The sequence below is a fragment of the Bradyrhizobium sp. NAS80.1 genome (genome assembly GCF_001908205.1).
Lineage (GTDB): Bacteria > Pseudomonadota > Alphaproteobacteria > Rhizobiales > Xanthobacteraceae > Bradyrhizobium.
Genome location: NZ_LGHL01000046.1, coordinates 23,748 through 40,853, shown reverse-complemented (window position 1 = coordinate 40,853; position 17,106 = coordinate 23,748). Strand labels below are relative to the sequence as shown.

General features: G+C 59.7%; 22 protein-coding genes and 1 tRNA gene. 14 read left to right on the top strand and 9 right to left on the bottom strand.

Annotated elements, in window-relative coordinates:
- Positions 1–630: 630 nt before the first annotated feature.
- Entirely contained in the window at positions 631–1,410 is a 780-nt protein-coding gene (locus tag AC629_RS11465; RefSeq protein ID WP_084804876.1) for an outer membrane protein, read from the top strand.
- A gap of 177 nt (positions 1,411–1,587) precedes the next feature.
- On the opposite strand, the gene AC629_RS11460 is transcribed toward AC629_RS11465, so the two are convergent.
- Positions 1,588–1,662: transfer RNA gene (locus tag AC629_RS11460), tRNA-Glu, on the bottom strand.
- Positions 1,663–1,888: 226 nt separating this feature from the next.
- On the opposite strand from AC629_RS11460, the gene AC629_RS11455 reads away from it, so the two are divergent.
- The 3 genes from AC629_RS11455 to AC629_RS45200 are packed head-to-tail and all read left to right on the top strand — an operon-like array spanning position 1,889 to position 2,620.
- Positions 1,889–2,143 carry a PilZ domain-containing protein gene (locus AC629_RS11455; protein WP_084804875.1) on the top strand — a complete coding sequence of 85 codons (255 nt, stop codon included), beginning with the start codon at positions 1,889–1,891 and terminating at the stop codon, positions 2,141–2,143.
- Positions 2,144–2,200: 57 nt separating this feature from the next.
- Entirely contained in the window at positions 2,201–2,446 is a 246-nt protein-coding gene (locus AC629_RS11450) for a hypothetical protein (protein ID WP_084804933.1), read from the top strand.
- Between the two features lie 6 nt (positions 2,447–2,452).
- Positions 2,453–2,620: a hypothetical protein gene (locus AC629_RS45200; RefSeq protein ID WP_143199065.1), complete on the top strand. Its 168-nt coding sequence runs from the start codon at positions 2,453–2,455 to the stop codon at positions 2,618–2,620.
- 136 nt (positions 2,621–2,756) lie between these two features.
- On the opposite strand, the gene AC629_RS11445 is transcribed toward AC629_RS45200, so the two are convergent.
- The 3 genes from AC629_RS11445 to AC629_RS11435 all read right to left on the bottom strand — a co-directional run bounded on the left by AC629_RS11445 (position 2,757) and on the right by AC629_RS11435 (position 5,153).
- Complete coding sequence (locus AC629_RS11445) at positions 2,757–3,395, bottom strand: glutathione S-transferase family protein (RefSeq protein WP_084804874.1); 639 nt, start codon at positions 3,393–3,395, stop codon at positions 2,757–2,759.
- Positions 3,396–3,687: 292 nt separating this feature from the next.
- Positions 3,688–4,140, bottom strand: coding sequence for a VOC family protein (locus tag AC629_RS11440; protein WP_084804873.1), 453 nt, complete (start codon positions 4,138–4,140; stop codon positions 3,688–3,690).
- Positions 4,141–4,343: 203 nt separating this feature from the next.
- Positions 4,344–5,153, bottom strand: a complete 810-nt coding sequence (locus AC629_RS11435) for a hypothetical protein (protein WP_084804872.1) — start codon at positions 5,151–5,153, stop codon at positions 4,344–4,346.
- Between the two features lie 307 nt (positions 5,154–5,460).
- On the opposite strand from AC629_RS11435, the gene AC629_RS45195 reads away from it, so the two are divergent.
- Positions 5,461–5,676: a hypothetical protein gene (locus AC629_RS45195; protein ID WP_210419022.1), complete on the top strand. Its 216-nt coding sequence runs from the start codon at positions 5,461–5,463 to the stop codon at positions 5,674–5,676.
- A gap of 151 nt (positions 5,677–5,827) precedes the next feature.
- On the opposite strand, the gene AC629_RS11430 is transcribed toward AC629_RS45195, so the two are convergent.
- Positions 5,828–6,607: a hypothetical protein gene (locus AC629_RS11430; RefSeq protein ID WP_143199064.1), complete on the bottom strand. Its 780-nt coding sequence runs from the start codon at positions 6,605–6,607 to the stop codon at positions 5,828–5,830.
- A gap of 581 nt (positions 6,608–7,188) precedes the next feature.
- Between AC629_RS11430 and AC629_RS11425 the strand changes: the two genes are divergently transcribed.
- Positions 7,189–7,599, top strand: a complete 411-nt coding sequence (locus AC629_RS11425) for a hypothetical protein (RefSeq protein ID WP_143199062.1) — start codon at positions 7,189–7,191, stop codon at positions 7,597–7,599.
- Between the two features lie 627 nt (positions 7,600–8,226).
- On the opposite strand, the gene AC629_RS11415 is transcribed toward AC629_RS11425, so the two are convergent.
- Entirely contained in the window at positions 8,227–9,516 is a 1,290-nt protein-coding gene (locus AC629_RS11415; protein ID WP_143199061.1) for a hypothetical protein, read from the bottom strand.
- 103 nt (positions 9,517–9,619) lie between these two features.
- Positions 9,620–9,898: a hypothetical protein gene (locus AC629_RS11410; RefSeq protein WP_143199060.1), complete on the bottom strand. Its 279-nt coding sequence runs from the start codon at positions 9,896–9,898 to the stop codon at positions 9,620–9,622.
- A 91-nt stretch (positions 9,899–9,989) separates the two neighbouring features.
- Here AC629_RS11410 and AC629_RS11405 point away from each other — a divergent pair, with 91 nt between their 5' ends.
- On the top strand, positions 9,990–10,787 hold the full coding sequence (locus AC629_RS11405; protein ID WP_084804866.1) for a helix-turn-helix transcriptional regulator: 798 nt from the start codon (positions 9,990–9,992) through the stop codon (positions 10,785–10,787).
- Positions 10,788–10,883: 96 nt separating this feature from the next.
- On the opposite strand, the gene AC629_RS11400 is transcribed toward AC629_RS11405, so the two are convergent.
- Positions 10,884–11,942: a hypothetical protein gene (locus tag AC629_RS11400; RefSeq protein WP_084804865.1), complete on the bottom strand. Its 1,059-nt coding sequence runs from the start codon at positions 11,940–11,942 to the stop codon at positions 10,884–10,886.
- Between the two features lie 211 nt (positions 11,943–12,153).
- On the opposite strand from AC629_RS11400, the gene AC629_RS11395 reads away from it, so the two are divergent.
- The 4 genes from AC629_RS11395 to AC629_RS11380 all read left to right on the top strand — a co-directional run bounded on the left by AC629_RS11395 (position 12,154) and on the right by AC629_RS11380 (position 14,180).
- Positions 12,154–12,468, top strand: a complete 315-nt coding sequence (locus tag AC629_RS11395) for an ArsR/SmtB family transcription factor (RefSeq protein ID WP_084804864.1) — start codon at positions 12,154–12,156, stop codon at positions 12,466–12,468.
- Complete coding sequence (locus AC629_RS11390; protein ID WP_084804863.1) at positions 12,465–12,824, top strand: SRPBCC family protein; 360 nt, start codon at positions 12,465–12,467, stop codon at positions 12,822–12,824. Before AC629_RS11395 ends, AC629_RS11390 begins: the two co-directional genes overlap by 4 nt.
- A gap of 49 nt (positions 12,825–12,873) precedes the next feature.
- Entirely contained in the window at positions 12,874–13,497 is a 624-nt protein-coding gene (locus tag AC629_RS11385) for an ATP-dependent Clp protease proteolytic subunit (protein ID WP_084804862.1), read from the top strand.
- A 233-nt stretch (positions 13,498–13,730) separates the two neighbouring features.
- Entirely contained in the window at positions 13,731–14,180 is a 450-nt protein-coding gene (locus AC629_RS11380) for a hypothetical protein (RefSeq protein ID WP_084804861.1), read from the top strand.
- A 403-nt stretch (positions 14,181–14,583) separates the two neighbouring features.
- Here the strand turns inward: AC629_RS11380 and AC629_RS11375 are convergent, their stop codons facing one another.
- Complete coding sequence (locus AC629_RS11375) at positions 14,584–14,886, bottom strand: hypothetical protein (RefSeq protein ID WP_084804860.1); 303 nt, start codon at positions 14,884–14,886, stop codon at positions 14,584–14,586.
- 486 nt (positions 14,887–15,372) lie between these two features.
- Here AC629_RS11375 and AC629_RS11370 point away from each other — a divergent pair, with 486 nt between their 5' ends.
- From AC629_RS11370 to AC629_RS46695, 3 genes are all read left to right on the top strand, one after another.
- Complete coding sequence (locus AC629_RS11370; RefSeq protein WP_018323108.1) at positions 15,373–15,669, top strand: HU family DNA-binding protein; 297 nt, start codon at positions 15,373–15,375, stop codon at positions 15,667–15,669.
- Positions 15,670–15,888: 219 nt separating this feature from the next.
- Entirely contained in the window at positions 15,889–16,086 is a 198-nt protein-coding gene (locus AC629_RS11365) for a hypothetical protein (protein WP_084804859.1), read from the top strand.
- Positions 16,087–16,542: 456 nt separating this feature from the next.
- Complete coding sequence (locus tag AC629_RS46695; protein WP_168195451.1) at positions 16,543–16,680, top strand: hypothetical protein; 138 nt, start codon at positions 16,543–16,545, stop codon at positions 16,678–16,680.
- Positions 16,681–17,106: the final 426 nt, after the last annotated feature.

The window sequence follows — 17,106 nt, the reverse complement described above, 5'->3', positions numbered from 1 at the left end:
GCATTTTGCACGATACCGCGAGCCGGCCGTGGAGACGTCGATGATCTTTATTGCGAGGCGCGCAATCTCACGGCGTAGTCATGGCGAGCGTGGCTTGGCGCGACCCGAACGGTGCGTTCAGTGAGCCCCGAGCAGCGCCTGCAGAGCCAGCACCCCGATGGCAATGAGCAGCTTGATCGTCGCCCAGGTCAGACTGTCCCGCCTGATCTCCACTCCGAAGCAGGGCGATGCACGCCGCATCGTCGCGGCCGCAACTGCTCCGACGGTAGCGAACGCAACTGCGATTCCGGCAATGGAGGACCTAGATAGGTCGGGGGGGCATCCATGGCGCGCCCCAAACCGGCGAGCTCACGCCGGACTAGCCGTCCGAGGGGGATTCGCGCTGCTCCATGGGCCTGCCCCGGTTCCGATTGGGAGGTTCATGCCTTGGCGCACGTAATCGGGCGGTTCGGCCCGATTTAGCAGGTTGGGCGAGCCCAAATTGACGCGGTAGTCCAAAAACAGCGCCGGAAGCGGTTCCCAAGCATGGAACTGTTGCATTCCTGCACTAGGCAGCCCGGTTCCCCGGCCCGTACAAGTGCTGAGTATTGAAGACCATTCATCAGAATTTTCGGATCGAGTGAGAAAATCATGAAGACTAAACTGGCCGCCGCCGCCCTTCTTCTTGCTTCAACCAGCCTGAGCTTCGCGGCTGATCTGGCCACCAAGGCGCCGCTCTACGCTCCCGCCGCCGTGTGGTCCTGGACCGGATTCTATCTCGGTGCCCACGCCGGCGCCGGCTGGGGAACCACGGAATCCACGCTGACCGGGTTCGCTGGCTTGTTGCCGCCCGGCACAAGCTTCGCGATTGCCCAGAACAACCGCAGCGGTTTTCTCGGTGGTGGTCAGGTGGGCTACAACTGGCAGAGCGGATGGGCCGTGTTCGGTGTCCAGGGTGACATCGCCGGAATGGACGTGAAGGGCACCACGCCGTGCCTTGCTGTTGCTTTTGCTTCTTGTACCGCAAAGAGCGATTGGCTCGCGACCGTGACCGGCCGCTTCGGTGGCGTGGTTGCCGATCGCACCCTGATCTACGTGAAGGGCGGCGCGGCATGGATGCACACTGACCATACGTTCAGCACACCTGCCGGCCTCTTCGGACCGACCGCATTTTCAGCAAGCTCCAGCAGCAACGCCTTCGGCTGGTTGCTCGGTCTCGGCGCCGAATATGCCTTCGACCACAACTGGAGCGCCTTCATCGAGTACGATTACATCGACTTCGACAAAAAGAGCGTCGGCATCGATTTCTCGTCGGCGTTGCGGGCCCCCACGGGCACGGCGGTTGCGAATGTCGATATCAAGAACAAGCTGTCGATTGCTAAGGTCGGTCTGAACTACAAGTTCGGCGGCCCGGTCGTCGCGCGCTACTGATCTTCTGAAACTACTGTTCCAGTCGAAACTGAGCCCGGCCGCTAGGTCGGGCTTTTTTCTTTGGCTCAAGGGCGACCGGCAACACGCCGGCGCGCTGGCAGCAGACGGCTGTCAGCTCGACATCGACGAAGCGATCGCATGAGACAAAGCAAGGGGGGGATCAGCGACTGATATCGCTGGCGCTCCCTAGCGGAATCGAACCGCTCTCTCCACCGTGAAAGGGTGGCGTCCTAACCGATAGACGAAGGGAGCAAACGCAGAGCCCCGCCGCTTTTGGGCGGCACGGCCGCCGCCGCCCGAGTCGTGCCCGGCGGCTTGCAGCGGGCGAACGTATAGTGGCCTTTGCGCCCGCGGGCAAGCCGTTCGGAACGGTCTTTTGGGGTCGGTGGACAGCGCCGCCCCGGGGATCATTCGGGGCCGATTTCAACGGTTTCTTAGGGTTCCCTGCGATAGCGCTGGAACGGGAGAGTTTTCAGCAATGCCACCGCCCAAGAAGCGCGCAGCCCGCAAAATGCTGTCGCAGCACGCCTGGATCACGCTCGACGGCGGGTTTGCCGCGCGGCATTGCGTGGTCCAGGACATCTCTGTTACGGGCGCAAAGATCACGCTGGATGACGATGCGAGCCAGCTGCCGGGCGTGATTCGGATGGCCTTCGCGCGCGACGCCCGCACCGGGCGGAACTGCCAGGTAGTCTGGCGCCGCGGCAAATCGGCCGGCATCAAGTTCCTCTGACACGAGCGGCGCCTCTCCCGGATGGCGCGCAAGGCGCCTCCGGGCTACAAAGCCGGCATGCGTGCGCCGCTCCTCATCCTCCTCTCGTTGCTAGCCACGACCGCGGCTGCGGCCGAAGCTCTGCGTCTTCCCCCCGCCGAGCGACCGCAGGCCGGCAAGACCCTGCCGCTGAAGGGCGCGGCCGGGACGGCGAAGGCGAACTCGTGCGCGTCTTATGGCCGAGGCTTCTACATGGTCGAGAGCACCGGGACCTGCGTGAAGATCGGTGGCTCGATCAGCGTCGACGCCACGGTCCGGCGCTAAAAGCCGATGCCGCCGGATCTGTTGCGGCTCGACATCTTCGTCCCCGTGCTGGCGTATTGCGCGTTGCTGTGGTGGGTCGGCCGCCGCCTGAGCTGGAGGGTATGGCTTGCCACCGTAGCTGTCACGCTGGCCCTCATCGCCGTCGTGGTGCTGGTCGAGCGCGGCTGGCGTTAGGCCTGATCGCGCCCAAAGCAAAAACGCGAAAACAACCCCATGCACAGTAGCCGTCAAGTGTTCCGATGACGCCGGACGAACGCGCCAGAATCGCGATTCATCCCGCTTTCATCGGGCCTTAAGCTGCGCCAGCGGCTCAGGACATCGGCGGGGCGACGTGGTGCGCGAATCCGGGCCGCCGGCCGAGCTCGGCCAGCCAGCGCGTCAGATGCGGCTGCGCCGGCCGGGTGATGCCCTCGACGCCGAGCCAGCGCCGCGCATAGCAGCCGATAGCGATGTCGGCGAGCGTAAACTGGTCGCCCTCCATGAAGCGGCGCGTGGCGAGCAGGCGGTCGGCGATGGCCCAGACCTCGGCGGCCGCATCGGCATCCTTCTGCACCTCGACCATGTCGCGCTCGGCGGGCGGCGTGCGCACGATGCCCCAGAACACCGGACGGTCGGCCGGCTGCACCATCGACAGCGTCCAGTCGAGCCAGCGGTCGACCGAGCTGCGCAGCTTCGGCGCCTCCGGATAGATCGGCGTGCCGCGCCCATGCGCGAGGCAGAGATAGCGCATAATTGAGTTGGATTCCCACAGCACGAAGTCGCCCTCGACCAGCGTCGGGATCCGCGCATTGGGGTTCATCGCCAGATATTCGGGCTCGCGGGTCTTGCCGTAACTCATGCCGGCGTCGATGCGCTCATAGGGCAGGTCGAGCTCGGTCAGGCACCACAGCACCTTTTGCACGTTGACCGAATTGGCGCGGCCCCAGATCGTCAGCTTGGCATCAGGCATGAAGCTCCTCCCGCGGCGTTGTTGCTTTCGCGCGGGTGATAGCGGAATTCCCTGGGGCGAGCGAGCCGCGATTGCGGTGCGCCCCTCATGCAAAAAGCTCCGCCATCGGCGGAGCCTTCATTGCAAAGTGAGCCTGATGATCAGTGGCTGAAAAGCAGCCACAACAGAATGATGACCGGGATCGGCACGCCCAGCACCCACAGCAATATTCCTCGTCCCATGCGTCCTCCTCCAATCGCATTGTCGGACGGGGAACGCCGGCCCCGAGGGCTTGTTCCTACGGCCTTGAGCTTTACCAGTGGCCGGTGTTGGGCATCGACAGCCAGGGTTCCTGGGGCGCTTTCGGCTCGCCCTTCTGCAGCAGCTCGATCGAGTGCAGGTCCGGCGAGCGGACGAAGGCCATGTTGCCGTCGCGCGGCGGCCGGTTGATGGTGACGCCGGCCTTCATCAGCTTTTCGCAGGTGGCGTAGATGTCGTCGACCTCATAGGCGAGATGGCCGAAGAAGCGGTCCTCGCCGTATTTCTCCTCGTCCCAATTCCAGGTGAGCTCGACCAGCGGCGCGCCGCGCGTTTGCGGCTGCTTCTTCAGCGCGTCGAGATCGTCCGCCGAGCACAGGAACACCAGCGTGAAGCGCCCCTTGTCGTTCTCGATCCGCCGAACCTCCTTCAGCCCCAGCGCATCCTGGTAAAACTTCAGCGCGACATCGAGATTGCGCACGCGCAGCATGGTGTGGAGGTAACGCATGTTTCTTGCTCCCTTGGACGGATGGAGGGTTTTGCTTTGGGCCGGGACGGCGGGAGCGAGAGATAGCAGGAAAATAGGATGAGGGGCAGGGGGGCGGCCTGGCGTGTGCGTGTTCATCCTGGGGCGCGCTGTTCGCGCGCGATGGAGGAAAATGCGTCACGGTTTGAGAAGAGGTGCGGTCCGTAGGGCAAGGTCTCTGGAGGTCAGACCATTTTCTCCGGCACCATGTCTTCCAGCTTGGGCAGCTTGGCATGCCGTTGGGCTTCAGTCTCTTGCAGGGTGCCAGGGTCGGCACTTCCTTCCTCTAACGACCTAATGCGCATGGCTACGTGGTATAAGTCAGCGTTGAATCTATAAGCCAGCACGGCTCCAGTGGCATACGCGACCGCTACCACTGAATTGGGAGCCGCTTTTTCCCAGACCACTTTGCGGTCATCGAACACCATCGAGTAGACCCGGATGATATCCGCGGCGAGGCTGACGTTGATCAATCCCAGCTTGCTGATGTTCTCTTTGTAGAACGCGGCTTTGTACCCACTGATGGTGAACTCCTTCATCGTGGCGGGAGCGCCATGTTCATGCATGGCTTTGTAGAGGAGGGCAAACTGATGTTGGGTGGTGGCGCTGCCATATGCAGTGGAATGGAGCGAGATCATTTCTGCGCGGAGACCGGACAGCAGCAATTGCCTCTCTCGGTTCTCTTCATCCTCAGCACTTGTGCGTTCAAGCTCGTGCCGGTGCAGCCTAGCCTGCCTTTCAAGGCGGGACTGATTCTCCTGTGACCTGATGAGGTTTTGAAAGCCTTTGCTGGTTTGCCAAGCAACAACGCACAAGCCAATCACTGCGCCGAACAGTGTTGCCGTACCTGGATCAATCTTTAGGCCACCGATTGAGAGCAGACTGATCATGTTAGCGAGGAGGAATACGACCCCAGCGACCAGCACAACCCATAACGTCCTTGGCATGGCCCTAAAGCGGCGAAACTCCTTTTCGATGAACGGTCGCGGAGTCATCTAAAATCCCAGAGAAGTGATCTGCTTGCCAGCATCGGCAATTGCTGTGTGCGTAATCAGGGAGTGAAGAGGAAAAGCAGGGGCGACGAAGGAATCAGACGTTATGTCTGTCGGTAAGCCGCTTCAACTAGGAGTTTCCGGTAATCCAGAGCCAGGCCCGGTGGAGCGTTACTTCTAAGTCAATGGCTTTATGAACAGGAGCGGCACTGAAACCAGCCAAGGCGGAGCGAAGCCGTAGGGCGAGAACATCTCGCGGCGACGTTGCGCCACGTGTCGCTCAACCCGGTGCGCGCCCGGCTGGTGCAGCGTGCGCAGGATTAGCGCTGGTCGAGCACGCGCGCGCATCTACGAGGCAAGGACGACGGGGGTAACCGCGCTGGTGCCAATCAGGGAGCGCTTTCCGCGTTTCGCCGACCCGCTCGACAGTTCGCCGCAGGCAGAACTGTTCGCCCGGCTGCGTGCCGCGGAGAGCATCGACCGGCCGCTCGGAGACGACCGCTTCATCGCCGCCTCGAGCGACTGACCGGGCGGATTCTGAAGCCAGCCAAGCGCGGACCGAAGCCGCAAGGCGAGGGGGGGGCGATGGCGAATGATTTAGTGGACTGTCACCGCAATTGCCAACTTCGATTCGTTCTTTGAAACTGGAACGGAGCAAGAGCGAGAACGAAACTAAGTCAGCCGTCGTATGAGCCAAAATTTAGGTCGTGAATGAACTCGGCAGGGTCAGCCCGTGTGACTTCACAAAATTCTAAGATCTCGATCCATGGGTTGTTGCCATGTTTCCGACTCCACAACGAGACGTTCCATTCTCTGTATCCAGTGCCGTCATCCACGCTTCCCAAGGCATGGTGTTCCAAAACTCCCATGCGACGCTTCAGCTCTTCCGAGTCAATATTGAAGGCACCTTCCACGTCATCGGTGGGTAGCACGTCAAGGCCGCGCCTCTTCATCCGTTCTGCAAGTCGCCAAGCAAACTCTCGCTCAGATAGCGGCAGCTCTTTGAGCTTATCTATGAATGAGGTAATTCCCATTATCTGGTCGGGGTCATTAAACATAGATTCCCAGTTTGATGCTTTTGCTAATGCCTTCAGAGTCTTTGGGTAGGTTGGCTGTGTTGCTTGGGTCGAATCGACAAATTGGGCAATCAACTGCCGTTCCGCACTCCTGAATCGATTTTCGTGATCGCGCTTATGCTGACGTCGCAATTCAGCGGGCCACTGCGCCTCATTCTTCCTATCGTCGATAAGATCGTGATGCTTTCCGCAAATTATGATCAAGTTGTCTTCGTGGCGGAGGTCTTCATCACTCATTGTGCTAGCGTGACGAGCACCTCCAGGCTCTACCGAGCAAATATGAGCAATTTTTCCCAGTACAGTACCGGAGGGATCTACAATCAATTCCTTGCAGGCAGGCATCGCGCACTGATTGCCGGTGTAGGCGAAAAGTCGCTTCACTGTACTCGGAGTCGGAGGCAATCGCGCCATGCTAAACCCTATAAAGAAGCCCCAAAGGGACTGGGGCAACGCGTGTACTATTTCAGAAGCTCAACTTAAACAAAAGCCCTCTGAATTATGGTTGCGCACTCAATTGACTCTGTCTGGGCTTGCAGGGACGCCGCAGCATGACCCGTCTCGCCCGTGTCGCCGTCCTTGATTATCCGCAACATGTCGCCCAGCGCGGCAATGGCCGGGCGCGTGCGTTCCTCGACAACGCGACTAACCGCTCGATCGCGGCCTGCTCGACGACTCGCCGGAGGCGAGCCTGTTTGCACGGCTGCGCTGCGGAGAGTATCGGCCGGCCGCTCGAAGAATTGACTGACCAGGCGGCTTCTGAAGCCAGCCAAGCGCGGACCGAAGCCCCAAGGCAAGCAGATTGGTGGTGGTGACTGAATTTATTGCACCGTCACCGTAATGCAGGGCGTTTCGCTTAATCAAGTTCTGGTAGGTTGCGCGTGTGGGTGTGGTCCGGTGACCTAACTAACCATCAACCAAAATCGTTCGCTTCAAGCGACTCGTTTGTGATGCCCGAGATAAAGATGAAGAAGCTGCTCATAACCCTTGCCTCAACAATCGCGCTCTCGTCGGGAGCTGATGTTCAAATCAGTATGCCGCCGGGATCGCAATGCTGGTCGTACCAGGGGCGTGACACGAGATTTTACGGCAACTTTTTGGGAGGGCAGGCTCTGACGGTTGCGGTTGTGGAACAACAATCGACGGAGCACGCCGGAATGAAGGCGATTGCCTACAATGGGGAGCAGGTTTGGGTGAATGGCCCAAATGGCTACTTTAGAGACGGAAACCGCGAGTCTAACCCCAATGATCCATTTATCCACACAGACAAGCCGGGTCGTTACATTTTCAACTTGTATGAGCATGGGACCGGCACCGAGTTTCCGGTCTTCGTGAAAATCTGTGCGATGAGGAAAGATCAGGCGAAGACGAAGTGAGCGGGGATTACGACGACTGTGCATTCAATTGACGCTGTCTGCGCTAGCGGACATGCGGCGGCATGATCGTCTCGTCCGTGTCGTCATCATGTCACCCAGCGCGGCAATGGCCGGGTAGGCACGTTCTTTGACGACGGCGAATGAATTTGATGCACTGTCACCGTAACTCCGGGCGAACCAGCCGGTGTGATATCTCTCGTCACAGCGTTGCTCTCTTTTGTGGAAACAGCACCCCAAGCCTACCGGCTCAAGGTGGGCAACGCCGACGTCTTCAAAAAATTCAAGGGAATCCCCCCGGGAGAGGGAATCCCCCAATGACAGCCGGCACGGGCTGCGGTGGAGGAGGGCCGTACTTGTCATAAGCCCCCTCAATCAATCTTGGCGTGCCCGTGTCCTGGCGCTCGCCACGGCTCTGCGAAGCCGGCGCGCCCGTGTAGGACAATTTGGGCTGCGTGAGGATGAGCGCGCGATTACGCATCGACCTCGCAAGCCCGCCGTTGACACATGCGCCACCGGCAGTTCTGCCCTCGGTGCATGCCGTTTGCGCCAGCGCCTGAGCGGACATCGACAAGCCGCCGACGAATGCTGCAGCGAGAGCAAAACAGCTCAATCTGATGATGGTGCGCGTCAAAATTTCACATTCCCGCCAAGCATCGCTATCCACCCCAGAGTGCGATTGTCAGGCGACCGCGCGGTGGGGTCTTCATTCATCCAGAAGTGCTCCAAACTCGCTTTCAGAGACATCCCTTCGCCGATCACGTACTGCGCGGAGCCTCCGGTGCCGATGCGTGTCTTTGCCGGAATGAATTGAAGGGTGATCGGATTGTAGGAGTTTTGATCGCGCCGCATGTAGTTCACCATTGGCGCGACCGTCCAGCGGCCGTTCGTGAAGCTTTGCTCGAGGCGGTATCGATAAACGGCGCTGTTGGAACGGAATGACTCGGGGATAAGGGCCAACAAGACCGGATCGAGAACACTGTTCTTTTCGGCATTCGTCCATGTCGCTGTAAATGTCGTGCTTGACGATGGCGTCCATGCGTATCCTGCCACGCCGAACAAAGTGTAACGGTCGCCGAGCACATACGACGCAACATGATCCAGGTAGGTTGTGGTTTCGTGGGCGTAAGAGGCCGAAGCCAGCAGGGTCAGCTTTTCCAGCTGGTAACCGAGCGACGCACTCTGCGTCGCGACCCTTGCCGGCTCCACCAATGTGGTTGCCTGCTCCGCAGTTGTGGGGGCGAGCTGCGCCTCGGTTCGATAGGCGCCGCGCCATGTATAGCCAGAGCTGAACGTCAGCAGCAGCGCGTCACCGATGGGTATGTTGACGCCAACGGTCGGCCCAATGTTCAATCCCTCGCCGAATGTCGCGAGATCGACGATGTCAGGATCCATCCGCGCATTTGCCGCGCTGCCAAAGAGCGCTGTCGTCCCGGTGGGAAGGTTCGCGTTCATGGCAATGAAGGGCTGAATGCCGGGGGTGCCGAGATAGGTCACTGTGCCCGATACGACCGTATCGGTGGTGGTCGCCACCGTACCGGTCAGTCCCGGCGTTGACTGCTGTGACCAAACATAGCCACCCTTGCCGAACAGCTCCACTTTCATGTTTTCAAACGGCTGCCCGGTCGCCTGAATGGTCGACAATGCATAAAACTGTGCACCGGCGCCTGGCGCCGACGAGCCGCTGGCAGGGTAACCCCTCGTTCCGCTCCAGCTGGAATATCGCAGTTCCTGATCAGCACCCAGCGACCAGTTCGACAGGGCGGGTTCGGCAGCGTTTGCATCCAGCGAAACGATCGCCGCACACGTGATCGCCAGCGTTAGCGACCGGAGCAAGCGATTGATCGATGACGCGCCTGACCGCTGCGATGAAACGCATTCCCATCCGTCTCGAAAATAAAGGCAGAGGCGCACGTACATAATGAGCTTAAACGACACACAAAAAGTCTGAAGGCAACGAAGTCACAGCGAGGCCGCCGGATCTGCGACGACCTCGCTGTCCAGCTCGAAATGAAAACGCCGGTTACGGCTTCTTTGCGGGAGCGGGGGCAGGCGGCTTGGGTGGAGTGGCAGGCTTTTGAGCGGGCGGAATATTCTTCTGCTTTGCCGCTTGCATGCTGCTCAGCGATGGAGCTTGTGTGTAAGCCATAGCCGGGGCCGCGCCGGCCGTCACGAGCAACGCCGCCGCGATCATCAATCGATAGTACATCTGATTCCTTTTCGAAATTCCGTCCCACAGCAATCCGAAATTCCAGCCGATGACGGTCGCGGCTGAGGCGCCGCGGACATGAATATCGGGCACCTTGATGCGCTTGGGTACTACCTAGAAAGGTGGTCCCATCTCTCTTATGCTCACCGAAGATCGGTGATCTGCACACTCTTTTGGGGACGACATGCATCCATCTGTGGATTCCACCAATCCACCAATCGACGACGTCTATGCACTCTGGGATCGGCTGGCCGAGTTCTCCGCTGGTGACGGTGATGCTGCACTGACCCATTTGCTAACCACGCTCTGTGCCATGGTCGCGGCACAGAATGCGCTTTGGGGCGTTGTTGTGCGATTGCCTTCGCCCGCGCCAAAGGATCCTTTGTTCGGCTGGCGCCCACGCCTGGTTCGGCTCCTGCATCCGGTACCGGCGGTGGCCGCTTCCGTGCAGGAGCAGTTCGATACGCTCTGGTCTTCCAACGTCGACCTGTCGCAGATCCTGGCCGCGTCAGGGGACGAGCCGTTCCGGACGCGTTTGCTCTTCGAAGCACTGCCACCCGAATGGTTCGAAGGTGAGCACTATCGGCGCCACTACCTCGAAGTCGGACACGGCGACAGCATCTCGGTGCGTTGCGCGCTCAACGACGATGTGCGGATTCATCTCTTCGTGTTTCGCGATGTGCGGGCACCGCGCTTCTCTGCGCCGGACAGCGAGCTTCTGGGCTTCGTGATGCGTGGGCTGAGATGGTTCTACCGGCAGCAGCTGCTCAGCCACGGCCTGCTCATCGCCAACGCGCCCCTGACGTCGGCCGAGCGAAGGGTGCTGCTGGGGCTGCTCGACGGATATACGGAAAAGCAGATCGCGCAGAAGCTCGACCAAAGTCCGAACACGACGCATTTCCACATCAAGTCGATTTACGCCAAATTCGGCGTCCGGAATCGCTCAGCACTCGCCGCGCTGTGGCTCGGCAAGTTGCGATAGCGAACCGCAGGCGCCGTCTCCCGCGGCAAGGCCCGGGCCCTCAGGAGTGTCAGTTTGGGCGATGTCTGCTTCAGCGTCGACAGCGAGGTCTGTGCCCTAGAACGGAGCCTCGACCTCTATCGCCTTAACTCTTGATTTGCTCAAGATGCTTTGGATTAAGGTCCGTCCTGTTACGACGTCGTCGTCCAGAATGTAGGTGACCTTGCTCGAATAGGATGAGCGGCAGTTGACTCGCGCCTCGTATTCTTCGCAGAGCTTTCTCCAATTGTATCCCGCAACGTCGATCAATCGGCTCCCAACGCTGACGCCCGCAGCGTCGCTGATGTTGGGAGAGCTCACCGTCAGCTTCGTTATCCTGGCGCCTCGGCGCCGATCAGACTGATCAACCTCCAGGTAGTAGATGTCTTTGCCGTTGAATTTGAAGATCATGTTGTAGGTGAGAATTGGCCTGGTCGATTCCTCCTGCGCCGTTGTCACCTTTCGCTCGGCGAATACGGCGCGGGCGGACTTAAGACCTTCTTCCGGCTCCTGGATGGAAAACACGAGCTTCTTCTGATTTGTGTCGTAGATTCCGCGCTGATCCACTCGCCAGAATTTTGCCCAATACGACTCGTCCAGATAGCTGCGTAACGGGGCCACGAGGCGTTCGACAGCCGCCGGGCAGAGCAGCTTGAATTGTTCCGTGATGGGAAGGGCTCCTGACGCACAACTTCCGTCGAGGAATTTGCCCGACCGGACATGCTGCCAGTTGAGGGAATAACCCCCGTTCAACCAAAGGCCCCCCAGGCCGCGTAGTTGGTATTCCTTCTCGTCGGTCGTTTTTATCCGGCCAACGCTGCAGTCAGCCGTCGACGTCAGCGAAAACTCACCTCTCAATCGCGTGGCTTCTTCCTTCAGGCATGCTGCTTGCTTGGCTTCATCGTCACCCTGCATTCGAGAGCAATACTCCAGAACATCCTCCCTGGTGACGACCCCCGACATGCTCGCTTTGCTGGTGTTGGCTCCGCCGATCTCTGTGATTGTGCCATTCCATGACTTGCAGGAAGCCAATGGAAAGCTACCGGACTTGTATATCGAATTGGGTTTCGGAAACTCGGATTGAGCGGAGACTGTAGCGCCTTGAAACGCGACTGCGACGAACAGCAGTTCAAACATCAGAACGAGTTTTCTACGCGTCTTTCCGAGCAATGGTTCTCGATCGGCACAAGACGTCAGCAAAGATCTCCCGACTTGCATTCAGCCCCCAAACATTTCTCTTCTCAAAATGCGAATTCGTTCAACCCTGGCCAAAGTAACAGCGTCGCTTTTCCGCAGAAAAGCGAAATCATCGATTGCAAATCACATAAGTGTATGCTTATGTGTCGTCATGATCCAGAATGACATCTTCCGGGCTCTGGCGGATCCGACCCGGCTCGCGATTTTCGAGAAGCTGGCGTCGGGCGGGATGAATGCCAGTGCCTTGCGCGAGGGTATGGAGATCAGCCAGCCGGCGATGTCCCAGCATCTTGCGGTTCTCCGGGGCGCCGGGCTCGTCAGGGAGCAACGGCAGGGGCGTTTCGTGAACTACGAGGTCGATCCCGACGGGCTCACTCTGATCGCGCAGTGGCTGGCGAAGTATCGCGCCTATTGGCCCGCACGCATCGAAGCTCTCAAGGTCTTGCTGAAGGATATGGACCAATGAACGACGAAAGCAGCTGCGATCGGAAAGTCGGCTTCGAACTCGAGTACCAACTCGACGAGCCCACGGAAAAGGTCTGGCGTGCGATCAGCATCCCGGAGTTTCGGAACAGCTGGTTGCCGCAGGAAGCGCTGGCCGATCCCGATGCGACCTCCGTTACACCAGGCAAGGAAGTCAGCTACAGGATGCGCGACGACGCGCCGCCCTTCCTCGAAAGCGTGGTGACGTTCAGGGTCACTCCCAACGCAACCGGTGGGACCAGCTTGCGGATCATCCACGAAGCGACCGACATGCGGATCGCGCGGATGACGAGGGCGGCGGCCAACAACAACAGCCCGACCGTCATGCTCGCCGCCTGACGCGCGACCAGCCTACCGACAAACAAGATCCGACGAATGGAGTTCGCCGATGCGCGAAGCGATGCAACTCGTCCCTGTGGTCATCGAGCAGTCCAGCAGAGGGGAACGGTCCTTCGACATCTATTCCCGCCTTCTGCGCGAACGGATCGTCTTCGTTAACGGGGAGGTGAACGACACGGTTTCGGCGCTGGTCTGCGCGCAATTGCTGTTCCTGGAAGCGGAAAATCCCAGGAAGCCGATCAGCATGTACATCAATTCGCCTGGCGGCGTCGTGACCAGCGGCTTCGCCATGTACGACACGATGCGCTACATCCGCGCGCCGGTGCATACGCTCTGCATGGGGACGGCTTGCTCGATGGGGTCGTTCCTGCTGATGGCTGGCGAACCGGGCCATCGCGCCGCGTTGCCCAACGCCAGCATCCTGATCCATCAGCCGTCGGGCGGCTTTCAGGGACAGGCTTCCGACATGCTCATTCATGCCGAAAATATCAAGCGGACCAAGCACCGCATGACGCAGATCTATGCCGAACACTGCAAGCGGAGCTACGAGGAGTTCGAGCGCGCAATGGATCGGGATCGCTTCATGACGCCCGAAGAAGCAGTGGAGTGGGGTCTCGTCGATCGCGTTCTCCCGGTTCGACAGGACGAACGGGACGCTACGGGCCACGAGTAGGACTGCCCGCGGAGAGCATCGGCCGGCCGCCTGGGGACGACGGATTCAGGTGACAGTGCATTCAATTGATGTCCGGGCTTGCAGGCATGCTGCGGCATGCCCCGTCTCGCCCGTGTGCGCTGTCACTGTAATTCTGGCTTCATGGCAGCGGCAAAAGCCAGCGCTACGATCGAGAAGCGGATGCAAGAGGTGCTCGCTTGCCAGGCAAAGCCCGCCGCGTAGAATAGCCGATCATGACCACTCCCACGATTGAACAGACGATTGCCTTCATCAAGTCAGCCCACGCGGATCAACTCGACAAAGGCGGCGTTGAGTACTGGAAACACCCTGTGTCGGTGATGAACCGGCTTGGCCCGGATGCGTCCGACGAGTGCAGGCTCGTGGCGTTACTTCATGACCTGATCGAGGACACCAGATATACGGCCGAGGATCTCCTTCGCCTCGGCTACCCCAAAACCGTTGTGGACTCCGTAAAACGCCTGTCAAAGCCCAAAGGCATTCCATACCTGGATTGCATCAAATCCATCGTGGAGTCGGGTGACCGAATGGCGATGGCGGTGAAGAGGGCCGACAATCAGGACAATCTTGATCCGGAGCGTTTGGCGAAGCTACCGCCCGAAAAGCGGGTCGGTGACGACAAGTACCGGCGCTCAATTGAGATGTTGACGGCGGCGCTCAATTAGCTGCGTGCCATTGCGTGACGCGCTCCAAAGCGGGGACGTTATCGCGGTTGAACCCCGACGAAGCCGGGTGCGACCAAATGAAATGCTTCAAAGCCTGCTCAGCGCGATCGTGGAAACGCTCCTAAGCGCCGCAGGGGGCGCCATAGCAAAATTGTTCGATTTGGAAAACGCCGTCGAACTCGCGGCGGCTATCATCGGCCTCGGCTTTATCGCGATCGGATTCACGGCCTTTTTGCTGGGCCACCGAGGTGGGCGCGCCCGCTGCAGGTCGCAAACAGGCTCCGCCGATCGCTCACTGAAGAGCCTTCGCCAGCGTCAGTCTCTGTCATTCCCAGCCGCTCCTTCAAGATGCGCTCAGCAACTTCAGAGGCTACGGCCGAGCCGACACAGTTGCCCTCTGCAACTAGGCTGCAATCCGCTGTTCGACGGGGGCCGTCAGGTACTTGAGCATTTGGGCGTGCTCGAGGTCGGGCACCGCGATGGCCGTGTGGCTGTAAAGCGTATTGGTCCGTGATTTTGCAATCTTGTCCAGGATCTGACGGCCTTTGATGACGTGGAGGCCCATGCCCTCTTCAGAAGGGAAGATCGCCAACACCACGTCATAAGCGGCGATGACGGTTCTAAGCGCTTCAGCCTTGTCTTCGGCGATGTCGACGAAAACGCGCACATCAGCCGCGAGTTCACGCAGCTCGTTAAAATCCAACATTGTGGGGTTACTCCAACGCAACGATACTGACGGAAGCTTGGAGGCGTTGGGTTACCGAAGTATGAACGACGCATGCCGAGCCACAGGTTTCACGATGAGGTGACTCTGGCGCCGTATCGAGGATGGCTGCGGGACATCCCGGGGCACCGCGCTCGGACTTCAGTCTGGATCTTCGAGGGATCGTCGTCCGGCCTGGGCCCGTGACCGGCATCAAGAAAGCGAAAGCCCCGCCTGGGGGGAAGCGGGGCTCTCTGACGGGGCGAAGCTCAGAGACTTCCTTAGTTAGACGCGCCAGCCGGAGAATGGTTCAAAGAGAAAATCCGGCATAAGTGCGGAACCCCCGCCGAGCCGCGGCTTGTGTTTTGGGCCTCGATAGGTTCTAAGCCCCGTGACTTCATGACCGTTGGGCATGAATCGGCAGCGCGCTGCGTGGTTCAAATCGCGTCCTGAGCAAGAGTTGCTCGCGCGCACAAAAGGAATTCAGACATGGCGAAGATGACGAAGACTCAATTGATCGACGCAATTGCCGAGGGCACGCAGCTTTCGAAGAACGACGTGAAGTCGGTCATCGAGTACATGGCGACTGTCGGATACAAGGAGCTCAACGAGTCCGGCGAGTTCGTCATTCCCGGCTTTGTGAAGATGTCGGTCGTGAACAAGCCGGCGACCGAAGCCCGGATGGGCGTCAATCCCTTCACGAAGGAGCCGATGCAGTTTGCGGCAAAGCCGGCGAGCAAGTCGGTGAAGGCATCGCCGCTGAAGGTTGCCAAGGACGCTGTCTAAGGGCTGGCGACGTCGTTGCGGCGGTCGCCTCAGCGGAGCACCGCAACGACCGCCGCGGCGAGCTTCCGGAAACGGAATCTCTCTCGAAAAACCCCGCATGCGCGGGGTTCTTCAGAGCTGACCGGCCGCACCGCACGGCCGCCAGCAGGGCTGAATTCGGTCGGACAATATGCAGAACGAAAATTCGTTCCCGCGCCGCTGACGCGCCGTCGGTCAAGGATGGCTATTCTCGCGGCGATCGTGGTTGCCGCCCCGGTCTTTGGGGTGCTTTGCGCCGATAGCGAGGCGCCGCTCGTAGTGGCGGGCCAACTCAAGGAGCCGCTTCTTGATGACGGGATCTGCCTTCTCGGCGAGGTCCCGAACCGTCCTGAGGCGTTCTCGGCAAAACTCATCATCCATCGGCGCAAACTCGGTTAGACAATGCCGAGTTTAGTTTTGCGTATCCGGGTGACGTATGAACAAGCTCACACGTGCCCGGAAAGTTGTGAGTTCCCATGCCGATGTCCGGATCAAGGCAGGAAGCGGCTGTATCGCCCATGAGATCCAGGACGCGCCAGGCAATCCGAAGCGCAAAAGAAAGACCCCGCGCCTTCGCACGGGGCTCTCTCGCCGACGGCAATGGGATTTCAGCGCCTAGCCGCCAGCAGTGCCTCTAACTTAAGGTTGAAAATCCAGAGATCAACAGCGCCGCGGTGACGGAGTATGTTCGTCAGGCGGCGCTGCCATGTGACCGGGCGCTGAAATCCCAGCCTTCATGTGTCCGTGCGGCGCCGGAAAGGTTCAAAGCGATGTGCCCAGGAAATCCTGGAACAGGGCTGGACTTTCTGTTCTCATTTTGTTCTAGTGAGTCACGTTGCACGTTGGAGGTGATTTATGACCATCGAGAAACAGCGCGAAGTGATCAGGCTCTGGAATCAGCTCAGGAAGGTCGAGGGCCCGGCCGCAGAAGAACTCCGCATCCAGATCCTGGAATGCTTTTCGGAGAAGGCAGGCGCGAAGCGAGCGGCTTGAGAGGCGGCGGCTGATATCGACGACATGCGGCAGCCGGCAAGCGCGCTCTCACTCTGGTGGCGCGCGCTTGATCGGTGTGCTGCGAGGAGCTGCACGCGAGGCGCAACGACGTTGTCAATCCGAAGCCGTCGTGGTTGCCCTCGTTGCGCTCACGTATGGTTGCCGCCGATGGCCGAGGAACAAACCGTTGCCATCAGCGTTCGCGCAGCATGACATGTCCGCAATGCTCCAAGCCGATGACGGCGACCTCCAGCAATAGCTTTCGATGCGAACCTTGCCGCGAGATCGTCATCGTGTTCGCAGTCGTCTCGAAATTCCTGCCAGCAAAGCGTCCTGCCGTCGAAGACGCTACAGCGAGCCTCTTCATCGATCGTTAGGAATCGCTCCGCCCTGATTTTCTCGACTCCGATTCGTTCCTTGAGAACG